The organism is Streptosporangium nanhuense (assembly GCF_059358815.1).
Genome location: NZ_JCADBG010000019.1, coordinates 92021 through 116505, shown reverse-complemented (window position 1 = coordinate 116505; position 24485 = coordinate 92021). Strand labels below are relative to the sequence as shown.

Below are 24485 nucleotides of genomic sequence, written 5' to 3'. Positions count from 1 at the left end.
GCCTTCTTCAGCGGCTCGTGAGGGACGAAGGTGGGTTGCGGAACAGCTCGTACCGCACACCAAGGAATGTCATGTCCCTCACCTCATATCGCACGCTGGGCACCTCGGGCCTGCGGGTCAGCCCGCTGGCGCTCGGCGCGATGACCTTCGACGACGGCAGCTGGGGCTCCGGCCCTGAGACGTCGTACGCGATCCTGGACCGCTACCTGGAGGCCGGCGGCAACTTCGTCGACACCGCCAACATGTACAACGGCGGCGCCTCGGAGAGCACGCTCGGCGCATACTTCGGCAAGCGCCCCGGGATCCGGGATCGGGTGGTGCTGGCCACCAAGTTCGGCGGCAGCATGGCGCCCGACGACCCGAACTCCGGCGGCGCCGGCCGCAAGGCGATCCGGGCCCAGCTCGACGCTTCGCTGCGCCGGTTGAACACCGACTACGTGGATTTGTACTGGATGCATCAGTGGGACCGGCACACCCCGATCGAGGAGACCCTGTCCACCCTCACCGACCTGGTACGGGCTGGGAAGATCCACTCGATCGGCCTGTCCAACGTGCCGGCCTGGCAGGTGGCCGAGGCCGCCACCGCCGCCCGGCTCCTGAGCTGGGAGCCGATCGCGGCGTTGCAGGTCGAGTACTCGCTGCTGGCCCGCAGCGTCGAGGGGGAGACGTTCGGCGCGGCCCGGCGGTTCGGCCTTGGCATCACTCCGTGGAGTCCGCTGGCCAGCGGAGCCTTGTCCGGCAAGTACGCGCGCACCACCACGGAGGTGGCCGGCTCGGGGCGCGCCGCGTACGCGGGTCCGCACCTGACCGAGTCCACGTTCGTCCTGCTCGACGCGCTGCAGGACATCGCCGGCGAGCTCGGCGCGACGGTGGCCGCGGTCGCGCTGGCCTGGGTCCGGCGGCGGCCCGAGGTCACCAGCACGCTGATCGGGGCCCGTACCCCCGAGCAACTGCAGGCCAACCTCGCCTCGCTCGACGTCACCCTCACCGCCGAGCAGGCGGCCCGGCTCGACGCGTTGACGGCACCTGACCTCGATTACCCGTACAACCTGATCGAGTCGATGGTCGGCTTTCAGCAGGGAGACACCACCGTCAACGGCCTGGCCGCTCAGGCGTTCGTTCGCTGAGGAGTATCGATGCTGACGAACGAACGGCTCACCGGCTGGGTCGAGCGCTACGTGCACGCCTGGCGCACCGCGGACCCCGCCGACATCGCCGCCCTGTTCACCACCAACGCCGAATACCACGAGCAGCCGTACGAGACCGACTGGATCGGGCGCGAGGCCATCGTCCAGGGCTGGCTGTCCCGCCAGCCCTGGCAGGAGGGCGGCTGGGACTTCGTCTGGTCCCCGCTCATGATCACTGGAGACACCGCGGCGATCCGCGGCACCGGCGTCTACACCGAACTCGGCAGGTTCGACAACCTGTGGGTCGTCACCCTCGCCGGCGACGGACGCTGCAGCAGCTTCCGCATGTGGAACAACGAAGCCGGAACCTGACACCGTCCAGCGCGCGGCCCAGGCCGCCGCGAGCGGATACGCGTTGCTTTCAGGAAGGACGACATGACGGGCGCCAACCCCTTGGGGGGCTTTCTGGCCTCGCGCCGGGCCGGGCTCGATCCCGCACGGACGGGGCTACCCGCCTGCCTGGCACCGCGCAGGGTGCCGGGGTTGCGCAGAGAGGAGGTCGCCGCACTGGCCGGCATCAGCACCGCGTACTACACCAAGCTGGAGCAGGGCCGCGCGGGCAGAATTCCCGCCGAGGTGGTCCGGGCCGTTGAGGACGCCCTTGAGCTGGGCGACCTCGATCGCCTGCACTTTCGCGCCCTCGTGAAGAACGCCTCCGGCCGCCCCGTGGCCCGCCCGGTCGCCCGGCCGGCCAAGGTGCGCCCGGCCCTGATCGCGATGATGAACGCGCTCGACGCCCCGGCCCTGCTGCACGGACCCCGGCTGGACGTCCTGGCCACCAACGACCTGGCGAAAGTCGTGATCGACGACTTCGACCGGCTGCCGGTCAAGGACCGCAATCTGGCCCGATGGACGTTCCTCGACCCACGCGCCAGGATCGTCCACCCCGACTGGCGGCAGATCGCCCCGCAAGTCGCCGCCGCTCTGCGCCGCCTCACCGCCGGCAGGCCCGCCGACCCGCGGTTGGAACGGCTCATCGGCGAGGTCCTGCTCGCCGCACCCGAGTTCGCCCGGTACTGGGCGGAGTACCGCCTGCATCTGCACCCCCGAGGGACAAGGAGGTTGTTTCACGAGGCCGTGGGCGAGTTGACCCTGCACCACGAGACGCTGACCCTGCCGAAAGACGATCAGAGCCTGCTCGTCTACACCGCCGAGCGCGGCTCCCCGGCGCAGGAGAAGCTGCGCCTGCTGGCCAGCTGGACCGCGTCGGTGACCGGCACCCCTGCCACCTGACTGCCACGTTCTCCAATCTCCTTGACCAGGAATGACGGCCGCCGGTCCCACCAGAAGTGATCGTGCCCGCGTCTGGTTCTAGCGTGAACCCTGTCGCCACCATACGGAGTACCCCCATGACAGAAAGTAACAATCTGCTCGTCTACGGAGCCACCGGCTACACCGGACGGCTCATCGCCGAGCACGCTCGGCACCTGGGCCTCGACCTCGTCGTCGCCGGCCGGAACCGGGAACGTGTCGCGGCCCTCGCCGGCGAGCTCGGCGTGGAAGGTCGCGCCTTCCCGCTCGGCGATCCGGCGTCGGTACGCGACGGCCTGCGCGGCGTCATGGTCCTGCTGAACGTGGCCGGTCCCTTCCGTCAGACGGCGCGCCCCCTGCTGGAGGCCTGTATCGCGACCGGCGTGCACTACCTGGACACCACCGCGGAGTACGACGTCTTCGCCGCCACGCAAGCCCGTGGCGCCGAAGCCGCGGCGGCCGGAGTGATGATCATGTCCGGCACCGGCTGGGACGTGGTGCCCAGCGACTGCGTCGCCGCATACGCCGCCGCCCGTGTCACCGAGCCCGCCCGCCTGCGCATCGCGCTCAAGCTGCTCAGCGCCACCCCCGAGGAGGCCGCCGGGCTGAACCTGTTCTCCCGCGGCTCCATCGCCAGCGCCACCGCAGGCATCGGCGACCTTGGCGACCTCGTACGCGCTGACGGGCCGCAGCAAGGTCGTCGCCGAGGCGACCGGCCGCGACGGCACCGTGGCCCGCGCCCTCATCGACACGCCGACCGGCTACCGCTTCACCCAGCTCTCCTCCGTGGAGATCGCCCGCCGCGTCCTCGCCGGCTCCTACACCCCGGGCTTCCAATCACCGGCCTGCGCCTATGGCCCCGGCCTGGCTCTCTCCATCGCCGACACGCGCATCACCGACCTGTGACCCCGCGCCGACCACACCACAGAGGAACCATCTCATGAACGAGACCCGGCCCCACGACCCGCCGACCGGCCTGGCCGAGGCGGCCGAGATGGCCCTGCGCGTACGAGCCCACTACGAGCAGCTCGAACAACGCCTCCTGGGCAGGACCTGGACACTGCCGGAACTCGCGGTCGGCTTCACCAACGACGCCGCCTACGTCGGCCGCCTGGTGCTGGCCGCCGAACGCACCTGGGACATCGACGGCGACGTGGACGCCGAACTACGCCACAAGCTGGCCGAATGCCTTTGGTGGGCGTTCGTCCTGGCCGACAAGCTCGGCGTCGATCTCCCGGAGGCCTACGAGGCCACGATGGACCGCATCGACACCGGCCTGCGCAAGACGCTGCGCGGCACCCCTTGGGACGGACAGTGAGATCCGGACTGCACGGCGTCGACACCGCGCCCTGCGTGATCTCGCAGGGCGCTTTCGAGATCAGCTACGGAGGTACACAGAATGGGTCAGCTTGACGGCAGGACTGCGGTGGTCACCGGGGGCAGCTCGGGCATCGGGCTTGCCACCGCCCGGCGGTTCGCCGAAGAAGGGGCGCACGTTTACCTGACGGGCCGCCGCGCACCCGAGTTGGCCGTCGCGGCGGAGCAGATCGGCGAGCGGGCGACGCCCGTGCGGGCCGACATGGCCGAACCGGCCGACATCACCCGGCTCATGGACACGATCGCCGCCGCCGGGGAAGGGATCGACGTCCTGTTCGTCAACGCGGGCGGCGGATCCTTCGCCACGCTGGAGGAGGTGACCGAGCAACACCTCGACCAGATCTTCCGGACCAACGTACACGGCGTCGTCCTCACCGTGCAGAAGGCATTGCCCCTGCTCCACGAGGGCTCCTCGGTAATCTTGAACGGATCCACCGCCGCCTTCACCGGCACACCGTCCTTCGGGGTGTACGGGGCGTCGAAAGCGGCCGTGCACGCCCTGGGCCGGGTCTGGGCCAACGAACTGGCTCCCCGCGGCATTCGAGTCAACACCCTGGCTCCCGGCTACATCGAAACGCCCGGGATCCTCACTGACGCCGGCGACGACGAGACCGCTCGCGCCCGTCTGCGAGACCGGCTCGCCGAGGGCGTGCCCCTCGGACGGCTGGGGCAGGCGGCCGAGGCCGCCGAAGCGGCGCTCTTCCTGGCCACCGATCGCGCCGGCTTCGTCACCGGAGCCGAACTCGTCATCGACGGCGGCGAGAGCCGTCGGCGTTGACGCCCGAGTCGCACCTTCGCCGACAACTCAGGAGGACCCATGGACAACACCGGCACCACCGGCAACACCGCGATTCCGGCGACAGCGCACCTGCACGCCGCCGACACGCCCGAGCTCGTGCGGGCACCGCGCGCCACCTTCGTCTCCACCACCGGTAAGGGGCGTCCGGGCACCGACGGCTTCTACCGCAAGAAGGCGCTCGTCGCGGCGGTCGCCGCCGCCCTCCCACCCGCCCTGCAGCCGGACGACACCGCGAACGTCGTCGAGATCCTCTACCGATACCCCGCCGACGCCGTCCCCGTCGAAATCGCCGACTTCTACAGCGTCAATCCCGTCGACACACTCGAATACCGCGTGCTGGCACACGTCAGCGACGACACCACCGCCGCTGACCTCGCGTCCGCGCGACGCGCGGTTCCCTCGGCCGACGACGAGCTGACGCTCTTCGCGCTGCCCGAACAACTGGTCGTGCAGATCATGCACCACGGCCCTTTCGCGGACGAATTCGGCACCCTCGCGCGGCTCGGCGCCTTCGCATCGGAGCGCGGCCTGCGGCGCGTCGGCGCGCACCACGAGATCCACCTGGACCCCTTCACCGCCACCACCCCGCAGGAGCACCTGCGTACCATTCTGCGGGACCCGGTCAGATGACACCGCGCGGTCGCCGACGATGCGGGGTCGCATCATCGGCGGCCGGGTCTGCACGGCTTGGACCTCCTGTAGCTACGGCGAGCCGCCACCCTGCCGGTCCTGGAACCGTTCGAGCGATATGCGAAGCGTTAGCTATCGGTTTCGACAACCCCTCACCGTGGCAGTGCGCGACTTCGGCACGTTATCCGGTACATCACCGCCGACGTGGCGCGGCGGCCGGAATGAGCGCCGTCCCGAAGGTCGCCGCGCCACGGGGTGGTGATGTCAGTCTCGCCGCGGCCGCCGACGTCTTCTTGGCCACTTCGCGCACGGCCAACTCGAACACCCACCGCGCCTACGCCTCGGCCGTCGCCCGCGTCATCGCCCTGCTTGGCCGTGACCGGCCACTGGCCGAAGTCTCCGCCGCCGAGCTCGGCACCGCGCTCACCGAGTTGCGGGGCGCGAGCGCGTAGGCGACTTGGAACCGCAACCGTGCCGCCGTCACCTCCTGGCGGCAGCGCAACACCGTCGAACGCTGTTTCCAGAAGATCAAGACCTGGCGCGGTCTGGCCACCCGCTACGACAAAACCCTGGAAAATTACGAGGCCGGGCTTTACCTCCGAGGCTCGATCATGTGGCTGAAGCTCCTCACCTCAACCACATGATCCAAACCTCGAACAGCTCCTGGAGGAGTTCCGGGCCGTCACCGACGACGCCATGCTGTCCATGACCCTGCACCTACGCCAACAGAACCTCAGCCTGCGCGAGATCGCCGCCCGTCTCGTGATCACCAAAGGCGAGAAGAGAGGCCGGCCCTCTCCCCAGCCACGGTCCTGCGCATGCTCCGCGAACACGACGAAGCCGTCCTCGCATCGACATCCGTCACAGGCTGACCGCAGCATCAGTGGTCGCCAGAGCTGACCCAGATCCGCAAACACACACAGTAGCCATAATCACGCAGAGCTACTTTGGGGGCCCATCGCACGAACCCGAGCGGAGGGCCTACTCGGCCGGGTCGCGCCTCGGTGCCGCACGGACGTGCGCGCGCTCGCCCTGTTTGCCGATGAGGCTCAGGAACTCGACGGGACCGGAGCCGGTGGCGCCGAACCAGTGCGGGGTGCGCGTGTCGAACTCCGCGGCCTCCCCCGGCTTGAGGATGAGGTCGTGTTCCCCGAGCACGAGGCGGAGCGTCCCGTTGAGGACGTAGGCCCAGTCGTAACCCTCGTGGGTGCGCAACTCGGGTTCGGCGTCGTCCCTTCCGGCCGGGAGGACGAACTTGTAGGCCTGGATCCCTCCGGGCCTGCGGGTCAGTGGCAGGACGACCGAGCCGTCGCCGCGGGAGACGGGCCGCAGGTTGACGCGGGGGTCGCCGGTCGGCGGCGCGTCGACGAGCTCGTCGAGCGTGACCCCGTGGGCGCGGGCGAGCGGAAGCAGCTGCTCGAGCGTGGGACGCCGCAGGCCCGCCTCCAGCCGCGACAGGGTGCTGGTGGAGATGCCGGTCTCCTCCGCGAGGTCGGCGAGCGTGACGTCCCGCTGCAGCCGGAGGCGCTTCAACCTCGGTCCGACGGCGTCAAGGGTGCGGTCGATGGCTTCGTCCATCCTTCCATTTTGCCATTCGGCAACAGGGTTTGCCCATCCGCCTTCCCCGTCGGCACCATGAGGGACGAACCGGGGGACGCGCCCGCGGCGGGGCCGTCGGCGCGTCGCCACGGCGGAGAGATCATCGCGAACGAGAAGGACGACCTGTGACGCACGCATTCGACAAGGACTTCTGGGAGCGGCACTGGCAGGAGGGACGAGTCGAGGGTTCCGCATCCATGGGCGGCAACCCGCCGAACCCCTACCTCGCCCGTGAGACCGGCGGCCTGACACCGGGCACGGCGCTGGACGCGGGGTGCGGCGGCGGCGCCGAGGCGATCTGGCTCGCCTCCCACGGCTGGCACGTCACCGCGGCCGACATCTCCTCCGAGGCCCTGGCCCGCGCCGCCGAGCGCGCTGCGGCGGTCAGGGCCCCCGAGCACCTGCGGTGGGTCGAGGCGGATCTGAGCGTCTGGGAACCGGACACGCGGTTCGACCTGGTCATGACCCACTACGCCCACCCGGCGACATCCCAGCTGGATTTCTACGACCGCATCGCCGGATGGGTGGCCCCCGGCGGCACGCTGCTCATCGTGGGGCACCTGCGCACCCCGGACTCCACCGGCCACGGGCACGGACATGAGCACGAGCACGAGCACCACCATCCCCCCGCCGAGGCGTCGGTCACCCCCGCGGCCATCACCGCGCGCATGGACGGCACGCGGTGGGAGATCGTCACCGCCGAGGAGCACCTGCGCACGCTCACCGGCCACGAGGGCCGGGCGGTCACCCTGCACGACGTCGTCGTACGCGCCACCCGGCGCCGGTGATCACACCGTCCGGCGCGCGGAACCGGCGGCGGCCGTGCCAGGAGGCGCTCGTCCGCCGCCGCCCACGAGGCTCCGGCCGCGGATCGCCCGGCCGGGGAGCCGGTCAGCCCAGGCTCGCGGTGATGGTGATCTGGTCCGGCGCCGCGTCCAGGAGGATCAGGACTCCCGCTATCGCGACGATCCAGCGCAGCGTCGAGCGGGATCCGGAGGAGAGCGTGGCGCGCCACCGTTCGAACCGGCCGCGCGTCCGTTCTCCCAGGGCGGCCCAGGCGGCGAGGAGCAGCAGACCCGGAAGCACCATGACGGTCACGTACGCGCCGAGGAGCGGCGACCACTGGACGGCGGGCAGGCCGGCCGCGGTCATGACGCCGATCGCGGCGAAGTACGGCACGGCGGTGGCGAACTCGAACAGCCAGGTCCCCAGCCCCAGCAGCAGCATGGAGCGTACGGTGAAGGACCGGGTTTGGACGGGCGCGCGTCCGGGGTCCTTGTCGGGGATGAAGTAGCTGCCCACGAAGAGCGCCACGCCGAGGACGGCCTGCCCCCAGGCCCACACGGTGTCGTCGACGACCGGCACGACGGCGCCCAGGCCGAGCATGAGCAGGACGCCCAGGGCGAAGTAGGCGATCGCGACCGTCCCGAGGTACACCCCCAGCAGCGCGCCCACGCGGCGTGGCCCGGCCAGCAGCAGGTAGAGGGTCACTCCGATCACGGTGGGGCTCAGCGTGTCGAGCAGGGCCAGTCCGAGCACCGCCCCGATGGTCTGGATCGACAAAACCGTCCCCTTCCGGGAGTCGGCGAACCGTAATAACACGCCTGTGTTAGCTAAAGTAACACACCCGTGTTAGCATGTGAACGTGCCTCGACTCGTTGATCATGACCGGCGGCGGGCCGAGCTGGGCGAGGCCGCCATCCGGGTGATCCTGCGCGAGGGTCTCGCCGGTGTGACCGTCCGCGGGGTCGCCGCCGAGGCCGGCTGGTCCACCGGGTCCCTGCGGCACTACTTCGGCAACCAGCACGAGCTGCAGGCCTACGTCGTCCAGGCCACCACCGACACCCTCCGCCGGCGAGTCCTCCCGCGCGTCCAGCGGCCCCGCGCCCACGGCTCGCCGATCGAGCGAATCGCCACGATCGTGGAGGAGATGCTGCCGCTCGACGACGAGCGGCGCGAGGAGTACGCGCTGTGGTCGGCGATCGTGGAATGGGAACGCCTGCACCCTCCGGCGGGAGGCTCGGTGACGTGGGGCGACCAGCGGGCGCTGCACCGCCAGTGCGTCGCCGCCCTGTACGGGTACGAGTCGGCCCGCGAGCCCGAGCGGGCCAGGCTCCCCCACCCCGACGACCAGGTCGAGTTCTGGGCGGCACTCCTGCACACGTTCGTCGACGGGCTCGCCGCCCAGATCGTGAACACCCCCGGCGAGATGTCCGCGGACACCGCCGCGCGGCTGCTGCGCTCACTGCTGCACGCCGTGCTCCGCGCACGGCAGGACCGGCACGAGCACCCTCCGGGAGCGGAGAGCGCGGCGCGGGCCGCCGGCGAGGCCCTCAGGCGTGGAGGGTGAGGGGGGCGGGCATCCCGTCGGTGAACAGCCGCGCGTCGACCTGGTCCAGGGCGACGCGCAGGGCGCCGAGGGCGACGCTGTCGGCGCCGAGGTCGGAGGCCCTGATCTCCGGGACGCGCAGGCACAGGCGGCCCAGCTCCTGCTCCAGGGGGTCGATGAGCAGGTCGGCGGAGCGGGAGTAGCCGCCGCCCAGGATGACGACCTGCGGGTCGAGGGTGAGCACGAGGGCCGCGGCCCCGACGGCCAGGTCCTTGACGTAGCGGCGCAGCGCGGTCCTGGCGTCGCGGTCGCCCTCGCGGGCGCGTTCGAAGACCCAGGCTGCCTTGTCGTTCGGGTGGATGTCTCCGGGCACCCCGGGACAGTTCTCGAGGCGGGAGGGGGCCGACAGCCACCGGAGCGTCTTGAGCGCGCCGATCTCGCCGGCGGCTCCCCCGTAGCCGCGCCGCAGGGTGCCGTCGATGATGAGGCCCGCGCCGATTCGCATGCCCGCCAGCAGGTAGACGATGTCGTCGGCGTCCTGCGCGGCGCCCTGCCAGCGCTCGGCGACGGCGGCGAGCTTGCAGTCGTTCTCGACGAGGACCGGGCAGGTGAACCGGGCCGCGAGGTGCTCGGCGGGCGAGACGCTCGCCCAGCCCGGCAGCGGGGTGAACAGCGTGGTGCGGCCGGTCGCGTCGACGGGGCCGGTCACCCCGACCGTCACCGCCCAGATCTGGTCGGGCCGCATCCCTGCGGCGTCCAGGCACTGGGAGATGGCGGTGTCGACGGCCTCCAGCCGGGCGGCCGGGTCGGCGTCGGGCTCGACCGGCAGCCGGTGGCTGCGCAGCACCCGTCCTTCGAGGTCGGCGAGCAGGACGAGTATCTTGTGGCCGCCGACGTCGACGCCGAGCACGTGCCCGGCGTCGGCGTTGAAGTGGTAGCGGCGGGCCGGGCGGCCGACGCTGCTGCCGTCGGGCTCGACGATCTTCACCCACCCGTCGGTGACCAGCCCGCGGACCACGACGTCGGTCCCGGGCCGGGACAGGCCGGTGCGGGCGGCGAGCTCGGTGACGGTGGCGGGCGGCTGCCCCCTCATCGCCCGGACGATGCTGAGCGAGTTGAGTTCGCGGAGCTTGCTGACGTCGGCTCCGGCCGCCTCGGGCACCACTACCCCCCCAATTATGCTTTGTTAAAGCGAAATTCTAGCGGCCCGTCACGAGATCGGATACTGCTGTCCCGGGTTCAGCGCGGCGGTGAAGTCGACGACACGGCCGTCGATGGCGAAACGGTACCTGCCTTCCTGGACGATCTCTGGCTGTTCGGCGAGATAGGCGGCCATGTGATCGAGTTCGTCCGGGCTGAGCCAGGACGGCGGGTCGGAGACGGCCTTGAACCCGCAGATCGCGGCCAGGTCGCGCAGCCAGTCCTTCTGGACGTCGGTGAGCAGGTTGAGGCGGCTGCGGAAGTAGACGATGTCGGGGTCGACCTGCAGGAGGGGCGACTGCCACAGCCGGTGCAGCGTGTTGACGACGGCGTTGTAGGCCATCGCGTCCGAGGGGTCGTCGGTGGCGTAGTTGGTCCACAGCGGGGCGACGTCGGGGCCGCTGCGCAGCCCGTCGACGAGCCCGAGCGAGGGCAGCGGCAGGCCGCCGCTGCCCAGCAGGTAGACCTCCGGCCCCGCGACGCGCCGGATCAGGGCGAGCGCGTCCCGGTAGGCCTGCTCGCGGGGCGCCCCGGAGTGCCTGACACCGGGGACGGCGCCGGCGTTGATGAAGTCGATCTTGAGGTAGGTGAAGCCCCATTCGTGGACCACGCGGTGGATCATCTGTGTGAGGTGTTCCCGGGCGCCGGGGTGGGTGAGGTCCAGCGCCCAGTAGCCGGTGCCCCAGTTGTGACCGGCGACGACCGGCTCCCCGCCGGCGTCGCGCAGCAGGAACTCGGGGTGCTCGCGCGCCGTGGCCGAGGTGGGCAGCACGATGAACGGCGCGAGCCACAGGCCGGGGCTCATCCCGGCGGCGGTGATCCGCTCGGCCAGGGCCCGCATGCCGGAGGGGAACTTGTCGTTGGGCTCCCAGTCGCCGACGGCCCGCTCCCAGCCGTCGTCGATCTGGGCGACGTCGAAGCGCAGGCCGGTCAGGCTGGCGATGTCCTTGTTCAGCACCTGCTCGGTGATGCCCTCGTAGTAGGCGTACCACGTGCACCACACGTTGCCGGCGCGCCGGTCGCTGCTGCCCAGCCGCTCGGCCAGCTGCTCGGCGTAGCGGGCGAAGACCTCCTGCTCGGGACCGTAGGCGAGGAACCAGGGGGCCCCGTCGTCCTCGCACCAGCCGGCGAGGGTGTCGTGGTCGGCGGCCAGGCGGGGGGTGCCCAGCCCGAGGGAGCCCAGCAGCAGCACCTGGCCGTCGGCGCCCTGCAGCGCGGCCACGGCCGAGGAGTGGTGGCGGGCCGGATCGTCCCAGACGGTGTCGTCGGCGGTCAGGCGCCGTACGGGATTGGCGATCCGCAGGGGCGGCTCGCTGAGGCGGCGCCACCCGCACGGGCTCCAGGAGTTCTGGCCGTGGCGGTAGAACAGGGCGTCGCCCAGACCGTGCAGGATCGCGACCCGGCCTGGCGGCAGGACCAGACCGCCGCCGACGGGCTCGGGGGGTTCGGAACCGGTGAGTTCGACCGCGAGGGTGCGGCCGGCCAGGTCGACGAGCAGGGGCATGGTTCTCCTTCGAGCAGTGGTGCGGTGGCCGTTCGGCGGGACGCTCAGGGGATCCCGCCGAACGGGGCAGAGAATGGAACGGTCAGCCGAACAGGGCGTTGACCTGCTGGTTGGCCTTCGTCAGCGCCTCGGCGGGCTCTGACTGGCCGAGGATGACCGACTGCAGGGCGTCCTGCACGATCTGGCTGACCTCGGTGCCGTGGTCGGTGATCGGCAGCAGGAACGTGCCGCCGGGGGTCTTGGTGTAGTCGACGTAGACCTGCACGTCACGGCCCTTGGCCTTGTGGGCGGCGAGCGCCTTCTCGGTCGAGGTCTTGATCGCGGGGAACACCGCGGCGTTGCCGCCGACCACGTCCTGGCAGTCGGCCGACCCGAGGTACTTCACCCACTTCCACGCGGCGTCCTTGTGCTCGGTGCCCGCCCAGATCGCGTCCGACAGGCCGTTGATGGCGCTCTTGCGGGCTCCGACCGGGCCGACGGGCAGGGGGGCGAGCGCGAACTTCTGCTTGGCGTCGGGGCCGAGGTAGGTGTTGATGGTCCAGGAGCCCGCGATCGTCAGCGCGGCCTTGCCCGCGTTCATCACCGCGTCGATGCCGAGCGTCGACTGCTTGTCGAAGCGGGGGGCGTACCCCTTGTCGGTCAGCGCCTTGTACCAGCCGATGGTCTCGATCAGCTTGGGGTCGTCGTACCTGAACTTGGTGCCCCAGGGGTTCTTGTCCAGGTAGGTGAAGCCGTTGGCGGCGGCCAGCTCGCCCCACCCGTTCTGGCCCTGGGAGCCGTCGTTCCACTCGGGCTGGTACCCGTAGACCGCGACGTTGTCCTTGTCGAAGTCCGGGTCCAGGCCGTTGCGGCCCTTTTCGTCGACGGTGAGCTTGGCGATGACCTGCTCGAAGCTGCCGCCGTCGGCGGGGTTCCAGGTGAGGTCGGCCAGGTCGGCGGCCTTGACGCCGGCCTTGTCGAGCATCTCGCCGTTGTAGACGATCGCCTCGGTGTCCCAGTCCTTGGGCAGCCCGTACCGCTTGCCGTCCTTGGTCCAGAGGTCGGCCAGCCCCTCCTGGTACTGGCCCAGGTCGACCTTGTCGGCGTCGACGTAGGGCTGGATGTCGAGGATCTGCTGGCTGGAGACGAACTGCGGGTAGTACGAGACCTGGTTGGTCCACACGTCCGGGGCCTCGCCGGCGGCCAGCTGCGTGGTCAGGTTCTGCCAGTACTGCGCCCAGGCCGTCTGAGTGATCTTGACGGTGATGTTCGGGTTCGCGGCGTGGAAGGCGTCGGCGCAGGCCTGGTAGGAGGCCTGCTGCTTGTCGTCCCACAGCCAGTAGTCGAGCGTGACCTGGCCGTTCGCCGGCTCGTCGGTCTCGGAGCCGGCGCACGCCGTGAGCGCGGTGCCCACCAGCAGCCCGCACAGCAGCGCCGTACCGACCCGCTTCCTATTGATCATCGAGGTGCCTCTTCCTGGGGGGTGGGGCCGAGGGTCGGAAAAAGTTCCCTCTTGCCTTGTTCGCTCTCTCGAATAATGATGTGGCTCATCGAAAATTTGTCAAGGCTAGCTCATAAATGCTTTGGCGAACGTCATGTGGAGGCTTCGATGGTCCACCCCCCGGTCAACCGGCTCGCCCGAATGGCGCTGGTCACCGTCCTGGCCGCGACCGCGGCGGCACTGCCCGCCCCGAGCTCGGCCGCCGCCACGCGGCCGGACTCCCGGCCGGACTGGCGGCCCCTGGCGGCGGCGGAGGCTCCGGACGCCAACCCGCTGCAGGGCTTCATCCCCTACGCGGGCGCCTATTCGACGTTCCCGCACTCGATGGAGTGGTTCTACCTGCCGCTGAACGCGGTGATGACCGGTCCCCGCCGGTTCGACTGGCGGGCACTGGAGGAGCAGCTGGACGCGATCGCCGCCCGCGGCCACCAGGCGGCGTTCCGCTTCTACCTCGACTATCCGGGCAAGCCCAGCGGCATCCCGAAGTTCCTGCTCGACCAGGGCCTGCTCACCCGCCCCTACGACGACTTCGACAACAACGGGCAGAGCGTCTCGCCCGACTACGACGACCCGAACCTGGCCGCCGCGCTCGACCGGTTCATCGCCGCGCTCGGGCACCGCTACGACGGCGACCCCCGGGTGGGGTTCGTCCAGCTCGGCCTGCTGGGATTCTGGGGCGAGTGGCACACCTGGCCGCACAACGGCGACCCCGGCACGGAGAACTGGTTCGCCTCCCAGGCCGGGCAGGTCAGGGTCCTGAACGCCTTCGACGCGGCCTTCGACGAGACCAGGCTGATGGTCCGCTACCCCGGCGCCGACAACAAGGCGCTCGACATGGGCTATCACGACGACTCCTTCGCCTACTCCACCCTGCCGGGGCCCGGCTGGCACTTCATGGACCTGATGGCGCAGGCCGGGACCACCGACAAGTGGAAGACCTCCACCGTCGCCGGCGAGCTGCGGCCCGAGCTGCAGGGGTGCATCTTCAACACGCCGATGGACTGCGCCGGCGACGGCGACAAGGACTTCGCCGGAAGCGTCGCCCAGACCCACGCCACCTGGCTGCTCAACCACTACGCCTTCAGCCCCGGCTACACCGGCGCCGCCTACGACAAGGCCCTGGCCGGCGCGAAGTCGCTGGGCTACCGGCTGCGGGCCACCGCGGTGCGGACCGGCCGGCGGCACCACGGCCTCGACCTCTCCGTCCGGATCCAGAACGACGGCGTCGCCCCGTTCGCCTACGACTGGCCCGTGCAGGTGGCCGCCGTCGGCCGCGACGGCCGGATCGCCAGGACCTGGACGACGTCGTGGAAGCTGACCGGCCTCATGCCCGGCGCCCCGGCCGAGCTCGACGCCGCCCTGCCCGCGGGGGGCCTGCGAAAGGGCGACTACACCCTGGTGCTGCGGGCCGCCAACCCGCTGCGCGGCGGCCTGCCGCTGCGCTTCGCCAACGCCGGCCAGGACACCACCGTCCCCGGCTGGCTCACCCTCGGCCGGACCCGGGTCTCCTGACCCGGGCCGGTTCGCCCTCGGCCGGACCCGGATCTCCTGACCCGGGCCGTCCACCCGTCAGGAAACTCCACCCACCTCACACCCGGCCGGTCCCGGGCCGTCCGCCCATCAGGAAGCTCCACCCACCTCACACCCGGGCGGACCCGGGTCTTATGACCCGGGCCGTCCACCCATCGGGGACCCCATCCATTTCCTCACCGGAGGTCACCACCCCATGCATCCCCTCCTGGCGCGGTCCTGCCGTGCCGCCGTCGCCCTCGCCGTCGGGGCGCTGCTGGCGCTGTCGCCGGCGGCCCCCGCGACGGCGGCCCCCCAGGGGCCGCCGCCCAGGCCGGCGCCCCCCGCCTCCCCCGACCCGTCCCTGACCGTCCACCCGCTCACCCCGGCCGACGGCCCGGTGGACAACCCGCTGAAGGGCTTCGCCCGCTTCTACAGCCCCGGCGGCAACCAGAACCTGGGCTACCCCCACTCGCTCACCTGGACCTACTTCGGGCTGTCGGAGGTGATGACCAACGCCTCCAACTGCGGCTCCTACGACTGGTCGCTGGTCGACAGCGCCCTCAACGAGAGCGCCTCCTACGGCAACCAGGTCGCGATGCGCTTCTACATGGAGTATCCCGGCGGCAGCGGCAGCCACCCGGCCAACGCCATCCCGCGCTGCTTCGACGGCCACGTCAATTACCGGACCAACACCTACTGGGGCACCACCAGCCCCGACTACGACAACGCCTACCTGATCAGCGCCCTGAAGAACTTCATCGCCGCCTTCGGCGCCCGCTACGACGGCGACCCGCGCGTCGGCTTCATCCACACCGGCCTCGTCGGCCTGTGGGGTGAATGGCACACCTGGCCCTACGACACCGACACCGGCGGCGACAGCTACCCCAACTACATGCCGACCGACGCCAACGGCACGCAGATCCTGCAGGCCTTCGACGACGCGTTCGACACGACCAAGCTCGAGGTCCGCTATCCGGGCGCCGGCGGGGCCGGGGCCAAGAACCTGCGCATCGGCTACCACGACGACTCGTTCTGCTACCGCGAGGGAAGCCCCTTGGCCGGGGTGACCCTGCCCCAGTCGCTCGGCGGCGCGAGCTACTCCCAGCTCCAGCGGGCGATCGACCAGGGCGTGGAGAACAAGTGGATCACCGAGTCGATGGGCGGTGAGGTCAGGCCCGAGATCCAGTCCCAGGCCTTCTCCTTCTGGCCCGGCGGCTCCGGTCAGGTCGACAACATGAAGGCCTGCATCGAGCTGGAACACGCCACCTGGAAGATGAACGAGCAGAGCTCCGGGTACAGCGCGTCCGATCCCAAGGTCGCGGCCGCGGTACGGCTCATGGGCTACAACCTCGGCGTCACCAACGCCTACTACCCGAACTCCGCGACCGGCACCGCGCAGGTCGGCGTCCAGATCAGCAACGACGGCGTGGCCCCGTTCTACTACCCCTGGACGGTGACGCTGGGCCTGAAGAACGGCTCGGGAAGCGTCGTCAAGACCTGGGACACCCCCTGGGACCTGCGTACGGTGATGCCCCGCAAGATCAGGGCCTTCCCCGACTGGAACGTGGGCTCCGACCCCACCTACCTCGACTACGGCTACCCCCAGTACTTCGCGACCACCGTCAACCTCTCCGGCGTCGCAGGCGGTGCCTACCAGCTCGTCATGCGGGTGAAGAACCCGCTGGAGACCGTGAGCGCCAACGCCAAGAAGCTGCGCTTCGCCAACGCCACCCAGAACGCCGACGGCTGGCTCGGGCTCGGCGCCATGACCGTCGGGACGGGCGGCGGCGACCAGACCGCGCCGAGCGTGCCGACCGGCCTGACCTCGCCCTCCTCCACCACCACCTCGGCCACCCTGGCCTGGAACGCCTCCACCGACAACGTCGCCGTCACCTCCTACCAGGTGCTGCGCAACGGCTCCCCGGTGGCCACGACCGCCGCCACCACCCACACCGACACGGGCCTGACGCCCGCCACCGCCTACACCTACACGGTCAGGGCCCTCGACGCCGCGGGCAACTCCTCGGCCGCCTCCTCCCCCCTCACCGTCACCACGCAGTCCACCTCCACCCCGCCGGCGGGCACGGTGGAGGCGGAGAGTTCCGCCAACACCCTGACCGGCGGTGCCGCGACCGCCTCGTGCCCGGCCTGCTCGGGCGGCGCCAAGGTCGGCTACCTCGGCAACGGGGCGACCCTCACCTTCAACAACGTCAGCGCGAGCACCGCCGGATCCCGCACGCTGACGATCTCCTACCTGTCGGCGGCCGCGCGGACCGCGACGGTCAAGGTCAACAACGGGACCGCGGCCACCGTCGACTTCCCGGCCACCGCCGACTGGAACACCGTCGGCGTACGTACCCTGACCGTCACCCTCGCCGCGGGCAACAACACCGTCACCATCGCCAACCCCGGCGGCTGGGCCCCCGACATCGACAAGATCGGCGTCACGTCCACGTCCACCCCGCCCGCCGGTACGGTGGAGGCCGAGAGTTCCGCCAACACCCTGACCGGCGGCGCCGCGACCGCCTCGTGCCCGGCCTGCTCGGGCGGCGCCAAGGTCGGCTACCTCGGCAACGGCGCGACCCTCACCTTCAACAACGTCAGCGCGAGCACCGCCGGATCCCGCACGCTGACGATCTCCTATCTCTCCGCGGAGGCCCGCACGGCGACGGTCAAGGTCAACAACGGGACGGCGACCACCGTCAGCTTCCCGGCCACCGCCGACTGGAACACCGTCGGCGTACGCACCCTGACCGTCACCCTCGCCGCGGGCAACAACACCGTCACCATCGCCAACCCCGGCGGCTGGGCCCCCGACATCGACAAGATCAACATTGCGGGCTGAGAACCCCTGGACGCCCCCGGACCGGTCACCGGTCCGGGGGTTCCCGCGTTCCATCAGGAAGGAAGACCATGACCGACTCCTGCGACCTGCGCCTGGGCGTGATCGGCGCGGGGCAGCGCGGCATCCTCGCCGCGGCCGCCCACCGGCCCGGCCGGGGCTCCCGCGTCACCGCGCTGTGCGACACCGACCCCGCGACGCTGGCGCACAGCGCGCGGCGGTTCGGCGTGGAGGACGCCGCCCTCCACGCCGACCACCGTGCCCTGCTGGCCCGGGGCGACGTGGACGCCGTCCTCATCGCCACACCGGACGACACCCACGCCGCGATCGCCGTCGACGCCCTGACCGCGGGCAAGGCCGTCTACCTCGAAAAGCCCCTCGCCATCACCGTCGACGACTGCGACGAGGTGTTGCGCGTGGCGGCCAAGACCGGGACGCGCCTGTACCTCGGGCACAACATGCGGCACATGGGCGTGATCCGGCTGATGCGCGACATCATCGCCCGCGGCGACATCGGCGTCCCCAAGACCGTCTGGGTACGGCACTTCGTCGGCCGCGGCGGCGACTACTACTTCAAGGACTGGCACGCCGACCGGCGGCGTACCACCGGCCTGCTCATCCAGAAGGCCGCGCACGACATCGACGTGATCCACTGGCTCGCCGGCGGCTACACCGAGCGCGTCAACGCCCTGGGCGACCTCATGCTCTACGGCGGGCTGCCCCGCCGCGCGGAGGGCACCCCGCCGGCGGAGGGCTGGCTCACCGACTGGCCGTGGCCGCCGACGTCCTCGACCGGCCTGCACCACCACATCGACGTCGAGGACGTGTCCGTCATGAACATGCGCCTGGACAACGGCGTCATCGCCGCCTACCAGCAGTGCCACTTCAGCCCCGACTACTGGCGCAACTACACGGTCATCGGCACCCACGGCCGCCTGGAGAACTTCGGGGACGAGGAGGGCGCCGTCGTCAAGGTGTGGAACCGGGGCCCCTCCTCCTACCGGGAGGACTGCGACGCCGCCTACACCGTCCCCCCGGCCGAGGGCGGGCACGGAGGAGCCGACGAGGCCATCATCGAGGAGTTCCTGCGCTTCGCCCGGCACGGCGGCCCGACCGACACCTCACCGGTGTCGGCCCGGATGAGCGTCGCGGCCGGCTACCTGGCCACCCTCTCGCTGCGCGAGGGCGGCACCCCCCACACCGTCCCGCCCCTGGAGCCCGAGCTCCTGGACTACTTCGCCCGCCACCAGAACCCGGGCCCGCAGGCGCCAGGGCGATGAGCCGGCCACCGAAGCCCCGGCCCGCGGGTACGAGGGCGACGGGCCGGCCGCCGGAGCCCCGGCCCGCAGGCGCCAGGGCGACGGGCCGGCCACCGCGGGCGCGGCGGCCGGCCCGTCGCGGGTGCCGTCAGGGGTTCGTCACTTCATGCCGGAGAAGTTCATCGACTGCACCAGCCGCTTGCCGAGGAGGATCAGCAGCAGGAGCACCGGGACGATGGACAGGACCGATCCGGCCATGAGCCCGGTCCAGTCCGGTGCCGTGTTCGGCGACTGCTGGAGGAACACGCCCAGGCCGACGGTGAGGACACGGGTGCTCTCCCCCTTGCCCACCAGCAACGGCCACAGGTAGTCCTTCCAGCTCCACACGATGGTGGTCAGCCCGATGGTGATCAGCGGGCCCCGGCTCATCGGAAGCACGATCTTCCAGAACATCCCCCACCGGCTGATGCCCTCCAGCTTCGCGGCCTCCTCCACGTCCCTGGGGATGGACAGGAAGAACTGGCGCAGGAAGAACACCGCGAACGGCGTCATCAGCAGGCTGGGCAGCACCAGGCCCGGGATGGTGTTCAGGATCCCCAGCTGCTTGACCAGGACGAAGTTCGGCAGCAGCGTGAAGATCGGCGGCACCATCAGCGCGGCGACGATGATCCCGAACACCAGGTCCCTGCCCGGGAAGCGCAGCCGGGCGAAGGCGTAGCCCGCCATGGCACAGCAGAAGGTCTGCACGACGGCGATCAGCCCGCTGTAGATCAGCGAGTTCACCGTGTACAGCAGGAAGTTGATCTGCGCGCCCGACCCGCCCGCCGCCCTGGCCTCCTCGGGGCCGACCAGCCCCAGGATCCGGGCGAAGTTGATCATTGTGGGGTTCTCGGGCCACAGCGCGGTCGAGTCGCGGTAGAGGTCGGCCGCGGGGGTCAGGGCCGTACGGACCATCCAGTAGAAGGGGAAGATGGTGAGTACGAGCGCGGCGATGAGGACGAACCAGGTGACGCCTCTGCCGATCTTCAATCCGGAGAACATCCGATGGCTCCTTAGCCCAGGTCCGAGCGCGAGGCGCGCAGCATCCGCATCTGCACGGCGGTCAGCACGCCGAGGATGAGCACCAGGACCATCGCCACCGCGGCGGCGTATCCCATGTGGAAGTAGGTGAAGGCCTGCTGGTAGATGTAGTAGTAGATGACGCGGGTCTCCGGGATGGGCGCCTTGCCGCCGTAGACGACCGCGACCGTGTCGAAGATCTGGAACGAGCCGATCAGCGACACCACCAGCACCAGCGCCAGGATCGGCCGCAAGAGCGGCAGGGTGATCGACCGGAACATCCGCACCTCCCCCGCGCCGTCGATCGCCGCTCCCTCGTACAGGTGCTGGGGTATCTGCAGCATCCCGGCGTAGAGCAGCAGCGCGGTGTAGCCGGTGTAGGCCCAGCTGTTGACCAGCGCCACCAGGGGCATCGCCCAGGTCGGTGAGTTGAACGACAGCGTCGTGTCGAGCCCGGCCAGGCCGATGAGGTGGTTGACGAACCCGAGGTCGGGATCCAGCATCCACGCCCACAGCAGGCCGATCGTCACGTTCGGCACCAGCCAGGGAACCAGCAGCGCCGCGCGCAGCACGACCGACCTGGTCAGCCGGTGCATCAGCGCCGCCAGCCCCAGCGCCACCACCGTCTGCGAGACGATGTTCACGACCACGTAGTAGCCGGTGGCCTTCAGCGCGTTCCAGAACTGCTCGTCGCCGATCAGCTGCCGGTAGTTGTCGGCGCCCACGTACGACGGGTCGTTGAGCAGGCTGTAGTCCGTGAACGAGTACCACACGCCCCGGAGCGTCGGGTAGGCGTAGAAGACGACGAAACCGACGATCACCGGCAGCAGGAACAGCCAGCCGACCAGCCGGTCGTCCCGCTGTCCCCGCCGGCCGCCTCCACGGCCGAGGGTCCCCGGATGCCGGTCGGCTCCGGCATCGAGTCGTGTCCCAACCGCGTGCATGCGCGCTCCTTATCGAGAGCCACTCACCGGCCTTCCAGGGCCGGCCATCGGTTAATAATGATGTGGGCTAGCGATAATTTGTCAAGAGCTAATCATATATATCGGACGGGCCGGGGAACGGGACGGCGGAGCCCGGTGGCGGGGCCAGGCAGGAACAGGCGGGATCACGCGGGACGGTCCCCGCGACGGCCGTCCTGACCGGCCCGGCCGTCACCGGAACCGGCGTCTCACCGCCGGGGTCCGCCCCGGCCGGCAGTGCCGTCGGCGGACGGCGACGGGCGGCGACGGACGGCGACGGACGGCGACCGGCGGCGGCGGGCCGCTTTCGCCGCGCCCCACGCTCTCATGCCGGCGTCGACGGGCGGTCGGCGACCCCCGCGCGCCCCCGCGCCCCGGTCGTCGGCGATGTCGGCGGCACCGGCGGCATCGGCGTGCGGAAGCGTGCCCGACCGGCGGGGTGTCGCCATGCACGGCGCGTCACCGCTTCGAGAGGGGCCTGTCCGTTCATAACGGACGACAAAAAGAAAAAGCAAGGAGATTTCGCACTCCTTGCCACTCTCAATGTATAGCGCACCGGGGGGCTTGCGGCAAGACCCCGGTCGTGCTGCAGAATCGTCGGCCGAGGCCGGTACCTGCGGAAATCAGGGATTCGCGAAGCACGTGCGCTTTGCCGGCACGTGGATCGGGGCACGCGTGCCCTGTCGGCGTGTGGATGGCGTGTGGGTCTCGCGGGACGCAGGAGCGCCACCGAGCTCGGCGTCGCGACGGCGGCACCCCGGGGCGGGGGTGGGCGTGCCACGGGACCGCGCGGGGCGACCGGCCGGGAAGCAGTCTGTCGAACGGGGGATTTCATGATCGACGTGATCGTCGCCGGTGGCGGGCCTACCGGCCTGATGCTCGCCGCCGAGCTGCGGCTGCACGGCGTGCGCACACTCGTACTGGAGAAGGAGACCGAACCGGCCGCGTACGTCCGCTCGCTCGGCCTGCACGTGCGCAGCATCGAGGTGATGGACCAGCGCGGCCTGCTGGAGCGGTTCCTCGCGCACGGCAGGAGGCACCCGCTCGGCGGTTTCTTCGCCGGCATCGTCAAGCCCTCGCCCGGCGGACTGGACACCACGCACCCCTACGTCCTCGGCATCCCGCAGCCCACCACCGACCGCCTGCTGGCCGAGCGCGCCACCGAGCTCGGCGCCGAGATCCGGCGCGGCCGCGAGCTGGTGGGGCTGGACCAGGACGAGCACGGGGTGAGCGTCGAGCTGGCCGACGGCACGCGGCTGCGCTCGCGCTACCTCGTCGGCTGCGACGGCGGCCGCAGCACGGTGCGCAGGCTGCTCGGCGTCGGCTTCCCCGGCGAGCCCTCCAGGAACGACACCCTGCTGGGCGAGATGGAGGTGGCCGCGCCCCCGGAGACGGTGGCCGCCGTGGTGGCCGAGGTCCGCAAGACCCATCTGAGATTCGGCGTCGGCCCCTTCGGGGAGGGCGTGTACCGCGTCGTCGTGCCCGCCGAGGGGGTGGCCGAGGACCGCTCGCTCCCGCCGACCCTGGAGGAGGTCAGGCAGCGGCTTCGGGTCTTCGCCGGCACCGACTTCGGCGTGCACTCGCCGCGCTGGCTGTCCCGCTTCGGCGACGCCACCCGATTGGCCGAGCGCTACCGGACCGGCCGGGTGCTGCTGGCCGGCGACGCGGCGCACATCCACCCGCCGATGGGCGGGCAGGGGCTCAACCTCGGCGTCCAGGACGCGTTCAACCTCGGCTGGAAACTGGCCGCCGAGGTGAACGGCTGGGCGCCGGAGGGGCTGCTGGACAGCTACCACGCCGAACGGCACCCGGTGGCCGCCGACGTGCTGGACAACACCCGCGCGCAGGCGGAGCTGATGTCCACCGAGCCGGGCCCCCTGGCGGTACGCCGGCTGCTGGCGGAGCTGATGGACTTCGAGGAGGTGAACCGCCACCTGATCGAGAAGATCGTCGCGATCGGGGTCCGCTACGACCTCGGCGAGGGGCACGACCTGCTCGGCCGAAGGATGCGGGACGTGGCGCTGAAGCACGGCCGCCTCTACGAGCTGACGCACGCCGGCCGCGGCCTGCTGCTCGACCGGACCGGCCGGCTGTCGGTGGCGGGCTGGGCGGATCGGGTCGACCACGTCGTCGACGTCGGCGACGAACCGGACGTGCCCGCGGTGCTGCTGCGGCCGGACGGCCACGTGGCGTGGGTGGGTGACGACCAGCGGGATCTGCTCGACCGGCTGCCCAGGTGGTTCGGCGCCGCCACCGGCTGAGCGCGGGCCCGGCCCGAGAGGGCGGGGCCTCAGCGCCACACGTGACCGCCGCTCGCGCCGGTCGGCGGTCTCGCCACGCCGGTCGAAGGACCGCGGGGCCCGTGACCGGCCTTCGAGGGGACCGGGTCGCCGTCCGGTCCCCTCCGAGCGCCGGGGACGCGGAGCGCGGGGTCAGGGTTCGGCGTGCCGGTCGATGCCGAGCGTGGCGATGAGGTCCTCGTGAAGCTCGAACCAGACACGGTGGCAGGAGTCGACATCGGTACGGTCGACCCAGTCGCCCTCCCCGGCCCGGGCGCGCGCCAGAGCCGTGGCGAACCGTGCGTCGTACCCGCGAAACCGCGTCAGGACGCTCCCGAGCCGGTCGGCCAGGGGCGAGAGCGCGCGTTCGACACCGGCGAGCTCGTGGAGGATCCGGGCGTCCCAGGCGGGATCGGAGTGGTCGTTGACGGCGAGCCGATCGCCGGCGACGGGCCGGAGTTGCCAGTCGGTGCAGGCCCGCAGCAGGAGGGTGTTCAGCGGCAGGAACTCACGGTAGACCTCGCGGACCTCGTCGGCACCGCCGGCGTCCGCGAGCTCGGCCGCCAGCCGGCGCTCGTCCTCGGCCCGGCCCGCCTCGGTCAGCGACCACCCCCCTGTGCCGGCGAAGGCGGTGTGCCCGACCCACCCGAACGCCTGGGCGTCGCGCAGCGTCTCCTCCGTCTCGGCCGCGTCGAGCCCGTACCGGCGAGCGATCACCGGGGTGTCCGCGAACCCGGTGACGCGCACGGCGTGCAGGACCAGGAGGTCCGGCGAGGAGTCCCGCGTCACGAGCCGGCCTCCTGCCGTGCCGTCAGGCGGGTGTAGTGCTGCTGGCACGCCTGCGGGGAGTTGAATCCCATCACGTGCGCCATCTGCGTCCAGGTCAGCCCCGCGCTCCGGGCCGTGAACAGCAGGGCGGACTCCAGCCCCTCGACCTCGGCGCGCGCGGCGGGCAGGAGGGCGAGCGCGCTCAGGACGTCCTCCGGGCCCAGGTCGGCGCAGCGCCAGACGGCGAACTGCGCCAGGTCGACCGCCGACGGCGGGACGGGCGAGGGACGCCACGGGCGGGCGTCGAGCGCGTCAGCGCCCATACCCATAAGACGCTCACGCGCGTCCTGCTCACGGCGGGCCTGGGCATGATCGGCGTGCATGGTGTGACTGATGTCCTGCTTGCGTGGCATGCGACTCATGATTCACAATCGGCGGAGCATCGTCA

Annotated in this window: 24 protein-coding genes and 1 pseudogene; 15 read left to right on the top strand and 10 right to left on the bottom strand. The window is 71.0% G+C overall.

The window, feature by feature from the left end:
* The first annotated feature begins 71 nt into the window (after positions 1 to 71).
* The 4 genes and pseudogenes from AC5L38_RS31515 to AC5L38_RS31500 all read left to right on the top strand — a co-directional run.
* Positions 72 to 1127, top strand: coding sequence for an aldo/keto reductase (locus AC5L38_RS31515; RefSeq protein ID WP_495246440.1), 1056 nt, complete (start codon positions 72 to 74; stop codon positions 1125 to 1127).
* Between the two features lie 9 nt (positions 1128 to 1136).
* Complete coding sequence (locus AC5L38_RS31510) at positions 1137 to 1499, top strand: nuclear transport factor 2 family protein (RefSeq protein ID WP_495246439.1); 363 nt, start codon at positions 1137 to 1139, stop codon at positions 1497 to 1499.
* 63 nt (positions 1500 to 1562) lie between these two features.
* The gene (locus AC5L38_RS31505; RefSeq protein ID WP_495246438.1) at positions 1563 to 2420 is read left to right on the top strand and encodes a helix-turn-helix domain-containing protein; all 858 of its coding nucleotides are present in this window, start codon (positions 1563 to 1565) and stop codon (positions 2418 to 2420) included.
* 116 nt (positions 2421 to 2536) lie between these two features.
* Positions 2537 to 2854 (top strand): annotated as a pseudogene (locus AC5L38_RS31500) (saccharopine dehydrogenase NADP-binding domain-containing protein); the annotation flags it as partial.
* Here the strand turns inward: AC5L38_RS31500 and AC5L38_RS31495 are convergent.
* Entirely contained in the window at positions 2827 to 3090 is a 264-nt protein-coding gene (locus tag AC5L38_RS31495) for a hypothetical protein (protein ID WP_495246523.1), read from the bottom strand. The pseudogene AC5L38_RS31500 and the gene AC5L38_RS31495 overlap by 28 nt on opposite strands.
* An 8-nt stretch (positions 3091 to 3098) precedes the next feature.
* On the opposite strand from AC5L38_RS31495, the gene AC5L38_RS31490 reads away from it, so the two are divergent.
* The 5 genes from AC5L38_RS31490 (at position 3099) to AC5L38_RS31470 (ending at position 5696) form a co-directional block, all read left to right on the top strand.
* Positions 3099 to 3344, top strand: coding sequence for a hypothetical protein (locus AC5L38_RS31490; RefSeq protein WP_495246522.1), 246 nt, complete (start codon positions 3099 to 3101; stop codon positions 3342 to 3344).
* Between the two features lie 34 nt (positions 3345 to 3378).
* Complete coding sequence (locus AC5L38_RS31485; protein ID WP_495246437.1) at positions 3379 to 3756, top strand: hypothetical protein; 378 nt, start codon at positions 3379 to 3381, stop codon at positions 3754 to 3756.
* Between the two features lie 81 nt (positions 3757 to 3837).
* Positions 3838 to 4593, top strand: coding sequence for an SDR family NAD(P)-dependent oxidoreductase (locus tag AC5L38_RS31480; protein ID WP_495246436.1), 756 nt, complete (start codon positions 3838 to 3840; stop codon positions 4591 to 4593).
* 39 nt (positions 4594 to 4632) lie between these two features.
* Positions 4633 to 5244 (top strand): hypothetical protein, encoded by a 612-nt coding sequence (locus AC5L38_RS31475; protein ID WP_495246435.1) that lies wholly within the window; start codon positions 4633 to 4635, stop codon positions 5242 to 5244.
* 221 nt (positions 5245 to 5465) lie between these two features.
* The gene (locus AC5L38_RS31470) at positions 5466 to 5696 is read left to right on the top strand and encodes a hypothetical protein (RefSeq protein ID WP_495246434.1); all 231 of its coding nucleotides are present in this window, start codon (positions 5466 to 5468) and stop codon (positions 5694 to 5696) included.
* A 529-nt stretch (positions 5697 to 6225) separates the two neighbouring features.
* On the opposite strand, the gene AC5L38_RS31465 is transcribed toward AC5L38_RS31470, so the two are convergent.
* Entirely contained in the window at positions 6226 to 6822 is a 597-nt protein-coding gene (locus tag AC5L38_RS31465; protein WP_495246433.1) for a helix-turn-helix domain-containing protein, read from the bottom strand.
* Positions 6823 to 6968: 146 nt separating this feature from the next.
* Between AC5L38_RS31465 and AC5L38_RS31460 the strand changes: the two genes are divergently transcribed.
* Positions 6969 to 7631, top strand: coding sequence for a class I SAM-dependent methyltransferase (locus AC5L38_RS31460; RefSeq protein ID WP_495246432.1), 663 nt, complete (start codon positions 6969 to 6971; stop codon positions 7629 to 7631).
* A gap of 103 nt (positions 7632 to 7734) precedes the next feature.
* Here the strand turns inward: AC5L38_RS31460 and AC5L38_RS31455 are convergent, their stop codons facing one another.
* Complete coding sequence (locus AC5L38_RS31455; RefSeq protein ID WP_495246431.1) at positions 7735 to 8406, bottom strand: GAP family protein; 672 nt, start codon at positions 8404 to 8406, stop codon at positions 7735 to 7737.
* 82 nt (positions 8407 to 8488) lie between these two features.
* On the opposite strand from AC5L38_RS31455, the gene AC5L38_RS31450 reads away from it, so the two are divergent.
* A complete protein-coding gene (locus AC5L38_RS31450; RefSeq protein WP_495246430.1) occupies positions 8489 to 9193 on the top strand; it encodes a TetR/AcrR family transcriptional regulator in 705 nt (234 codons plus the stop codon).
* On the opposite strand, the gene AC5L38_RS31445 is transcribed toward AC5L38_RS31450, so the two are convergent.
* The 3 genes from AC5L38_RS31445 to AC5L38_RS31435 form a co-directional block, all read right to left on the bottom strand.
* Complete coding sequence (locus AC5L38_RS31445) at positions 9177 to 10337, bottom strand: ROK family transcriptional regulator (protein ID WP_495246429.1); 1161 nt, start codon at positions 10335 to 10337, stop codon at positions 9177 to 9179. The two genes, AC5L38_RS31450 and AC5L38_RS31445, sit on opposite strands and share 17 nt — an antisense overlap.
* Before the next feature lie 45 nt (positions 10338 to 10382).
* Positions 10383 to 11876: a glycoside hydrolase family 36 protein gene (locus AC5L38_RS31440; RefSeq protein WP_495246428.1), complete on the bottom strand. Its 1494-nt coding sequence runs from the start codon at positions 11874 to 11876 to the stop codon at positions 10383 to 10385.
* An 82-nt stretch (positions 11877 to 11958) separates the two neighbouring features.
* Positions 11959 to 13317 (bottom strand): ABC transporter substrate-binding protein, encoded by a 1359-nt coding sequence (locus tag AC5L38_RS31435; RefSeq protein ID WP_495246427.1) that lies wholly within the window; start codon positions 13315 to 13317, stop codon positions 11959 to 11961.
* Between the two features lie 147 nt (positions 13318 to 13464).
* Here AC5L38_RS31435 and AC5L38_RS31430 point away from each other — a divergent pair, with 147 nt between their 5' ends.
* The 3 genes from AC5L38_RS31430 (at position 13465) to AC5L38_RS31420 (ending at position 18990) form a co-directional block, all read left to right on the top strand.
* Positions 13465 to 14868 (top strand): DUF4832 domain-containing protein, encoded by a 1404-nt coding sequence (locus AC5L38_RS31430; RefSeq protein ID WP_495246426.1) that lies wholly within the window; start codon positions 13465 to 13467, stop codon positions 14866 to 14868.
* Between the two features lie 214 nt (positions 14869 to 15082).
* Positions 15083 to 17713, top strand: coding sequence for a carbohydrate-binding protein (locus AC5L38_RS31425; RefSeq protein ID WP_495246425.1), 2631 nt, complete (start codon positions 15083 to 15085; stop codon positions 17711 to 17713).
* Between the two features lie 68 nt (positions 17714 to 17781).
* Positions 17782 to 18990 (top strand): Gfo/Idh/MocA family protein, encoded by a 1209-nt coding sequence (locus AC5L38_RS31420; protein WP_495246424.1) that lies wholly within the window; start codon positions 17782 to 17784, stop codon positions 18988 to 18990.
* A 138-nt stretch (positions 18991 to 19128) separates the two neighbouring features.
* On the opposite strand, the gene AC5L38_RS31415 is transcribed toward AC5L38_RS31420, so the two are convergent.
* Together AC5L38_RS31415 and AC5L38_RS31410 are read right to left on the bottom strand one after the other, a co-directional pair.
* Positions 19129 to 20010 carry a carbohydrate ABC transporter permease gene (locus tag AC5L38_RS31415; protein ID WP_495246423.1) on the bottom strand — a complete coding sequence of 294 codons (882 nt, stop codon included), beginning with the start codon at positions 20008 to 20010 and terminating at the stop codon, positions 19129 to 19131.
* Between the two features lie 11 nt (positions 20011 to 20021).
* Entirely contained in the window at positions 20022 to 20972 is a 951-nt protein-coding gene (locus AC5L38_RS31410; protein ID WP_495246422.1) for a carbohydrate ABC transporter permease, read from the bottom strand.
* 851 nt (positions 20973 to 21823) lie between these two features.
* Between AC5L38_RS31410 and rox the strand changes: the two genes are divergently transcribed.
* The gene (rox, locus tag AC5L38_RS31405) at positions 21824 to 23251 is read left to right on the top strand and encodes a rifampin monooxygenase (RefSeq protein WP_495246421.1); all 1428 of its coding nucleotides are present in this window, start codon (positions 21824 to 21826) and stop codon (positions 23249 to 23251) included.
* Positions 23252 to 23422: 171 nt separating this feature from the next.
* Here the strand turns inward: rox and AC5L38_RS31400 are convergent, their stop codons facing one another.
* Both AC5L38_RS31400 and AC5L38_RS31395 read right to left on the bottom strand, forming a co-directional pair.
* Positions 23423 to 24058 carry a transcriptional regulator gene (locus tag AC5L38_RS31400; RefSeq protein ID WP_495246420.1) on the bottom strand — a complete coding sequence of 212 codons (636 nt, stop codon included), beginning with the start codon at positions 24056 to 24058 and terminating at the stop codon, positions 23423 to 23425.
* Complete coding sequence (locus AC5L38_RS31395; protein WP_495246419.1) at positions 24055 to 24450, bottom strand: DNA-binding protein; 396 nt, start codon at positions 24448 to 24450, stop codon at positions 24055 to 24057. The genes AC5L38_RS31400 and AC5L38_RS31395 overlap by 4 nt, the downstream gene beginning before the upstream one ends.
* Positions 24451 to 24485: the final 35 nt, after the last annotated feature.

What these genes read in the sequence shown, in the direction of transcription:
- rox (WP_495246421.1), top strand. Translation starts at nt 21,824, where the DNA reads ATGATCGACGTGATCGTCGCCGGTGGCGGGCCTACCGGCCTGATGCTC.
- AC5L38_RS31480 (WP_495246436.1), top strand. Translation starts at nt 3,838, where the DNA reads ATGGGTCAGCTTGACGGCAGGACTGCGGTGGTCACCGGGGGCAGCTCG.
- AC5L38_RS31440 (WP_495246428.1), bottom strand. Translation starts at nt 11,876, where the DNA reads ATGCCCCTGCTCGTCGACCTGGCCGGCCGCACCCTCGCGGTCGAACTC.
- AC5L38_RS31515 (WP_495246440.1), top strand. Translation starts at nt 72, where the DNA reads ATGTCCCTCACCTCATATCGCACGCTGGGCACCTCGGGCCTGCGGGTC.
- AC5L38_RS31395 (WP_495246419.1), bottom strand. Translation starts at nt 24,450, where the DNA reads ATGCCACGCAAGCAGGACATCAGTCACACCATGCACGCCGATCATGCC.
- AC5L38_RS31410 (WP_495246422.1), bottom strand. Translation starts at nt 20,972, where the DNA reads ATGCACGCGGTTGGGACACGACTCGATGCCGGAGCCGACCGGCATCCG.
- AC5L38_RS31430 (WP_495246426.1), top strand. Translation starts at nt 13,465, where the DNA reads ATGGTCCACCCCCCGGTCAACCGGCTCGCCCGAATGGCGCTGGTCACC.
- AC5L38_RS31475 (WP_495246435.1), top strand. Translation starts at nt 4,633, where the DNA reads ATGGACAACACCGGCACCACCGGCAACACCGCGATTCCGGCGACAGCG.
- AC5L38_RS31425 (WP_495246425.1), top strand. Translation starts at nt 15,083, where the DNA reads ATGCATCCCCTCCTGGCGCGGTCCTGCCGTGCCGCCGTCGCCCTCGCC.
- AC5L38_RS31465 (WP_495246433.1), bottom strand. Translation starts at nt 6,822, where the DNA reads ATGGACGAAGCCATCGACCGCACCCTTGACGCCGTCGGACCGAGGTTG.
- AC5L38_RS31415 (WP_495246423.1), bottom strand. Translation starts at nt 20,010, where the DNA reads ATGTTCTCCGGATTGAAGATCGGCAGAGGCGTCACCTGGTTCGTCCTC.
- AC5L38_RS31510 (WP_495246439.1), top strand. Translation starts at nt 1,137, where the DNA reads ATGCTGACGAACGAACGGCTCACCGGCTGGGTCGAGCGCTACGTGCAC.
- AC5L38_RS31470 (WP_495246434.1), top strand. Translation starts at nt 5,466, where the DNA reads ATGAGCGCCGTCCCGAAGGTCGCCGCGCCACGGGGTGGTGATGTCAGT.
- AC5L38_RS31485 (WP_495246437.1), top strand. Translation starts at nt 3,379, where the DNA reads ATGAACGAGACCCGGCCCCACGACCCGCCGACCGGCCTGGCCGAGGCG.
- AC5L38_RS31420 (WP_495246424.1), top strand. Translation starts at nt 17,782, where the DNA reads ATGACCGACTCCTGCGACCTGCGCCTGGGCGTGATCGGCGCGGGGCAG.
- AC5L38_RS31495 (WP_495246523.1), bottom strand. Translation starts at nt 3,090, where the DNA reads ATGCCTGCGGTGGCGCTGGCGATGGAGCCGCGGGAGAACAGGTTCAGC.
- AC5L38_RS31505 (WP_495246438.1), top strand. Translation starts at nt 1,563, where the DNA reads ATGACGGGCGCCAACCCCTTGGGGGGCTTTCTGGCCTCGCGCCGGGCC.
- AC5L38_RS31435 (WP_495246427.1), bottom strand. Translation starts at nt 13,317, where the DNA reads ATGATCAATAGGAAGCGGGTCGGTACGGCGCTGCTGTGCGGGCTGCTG.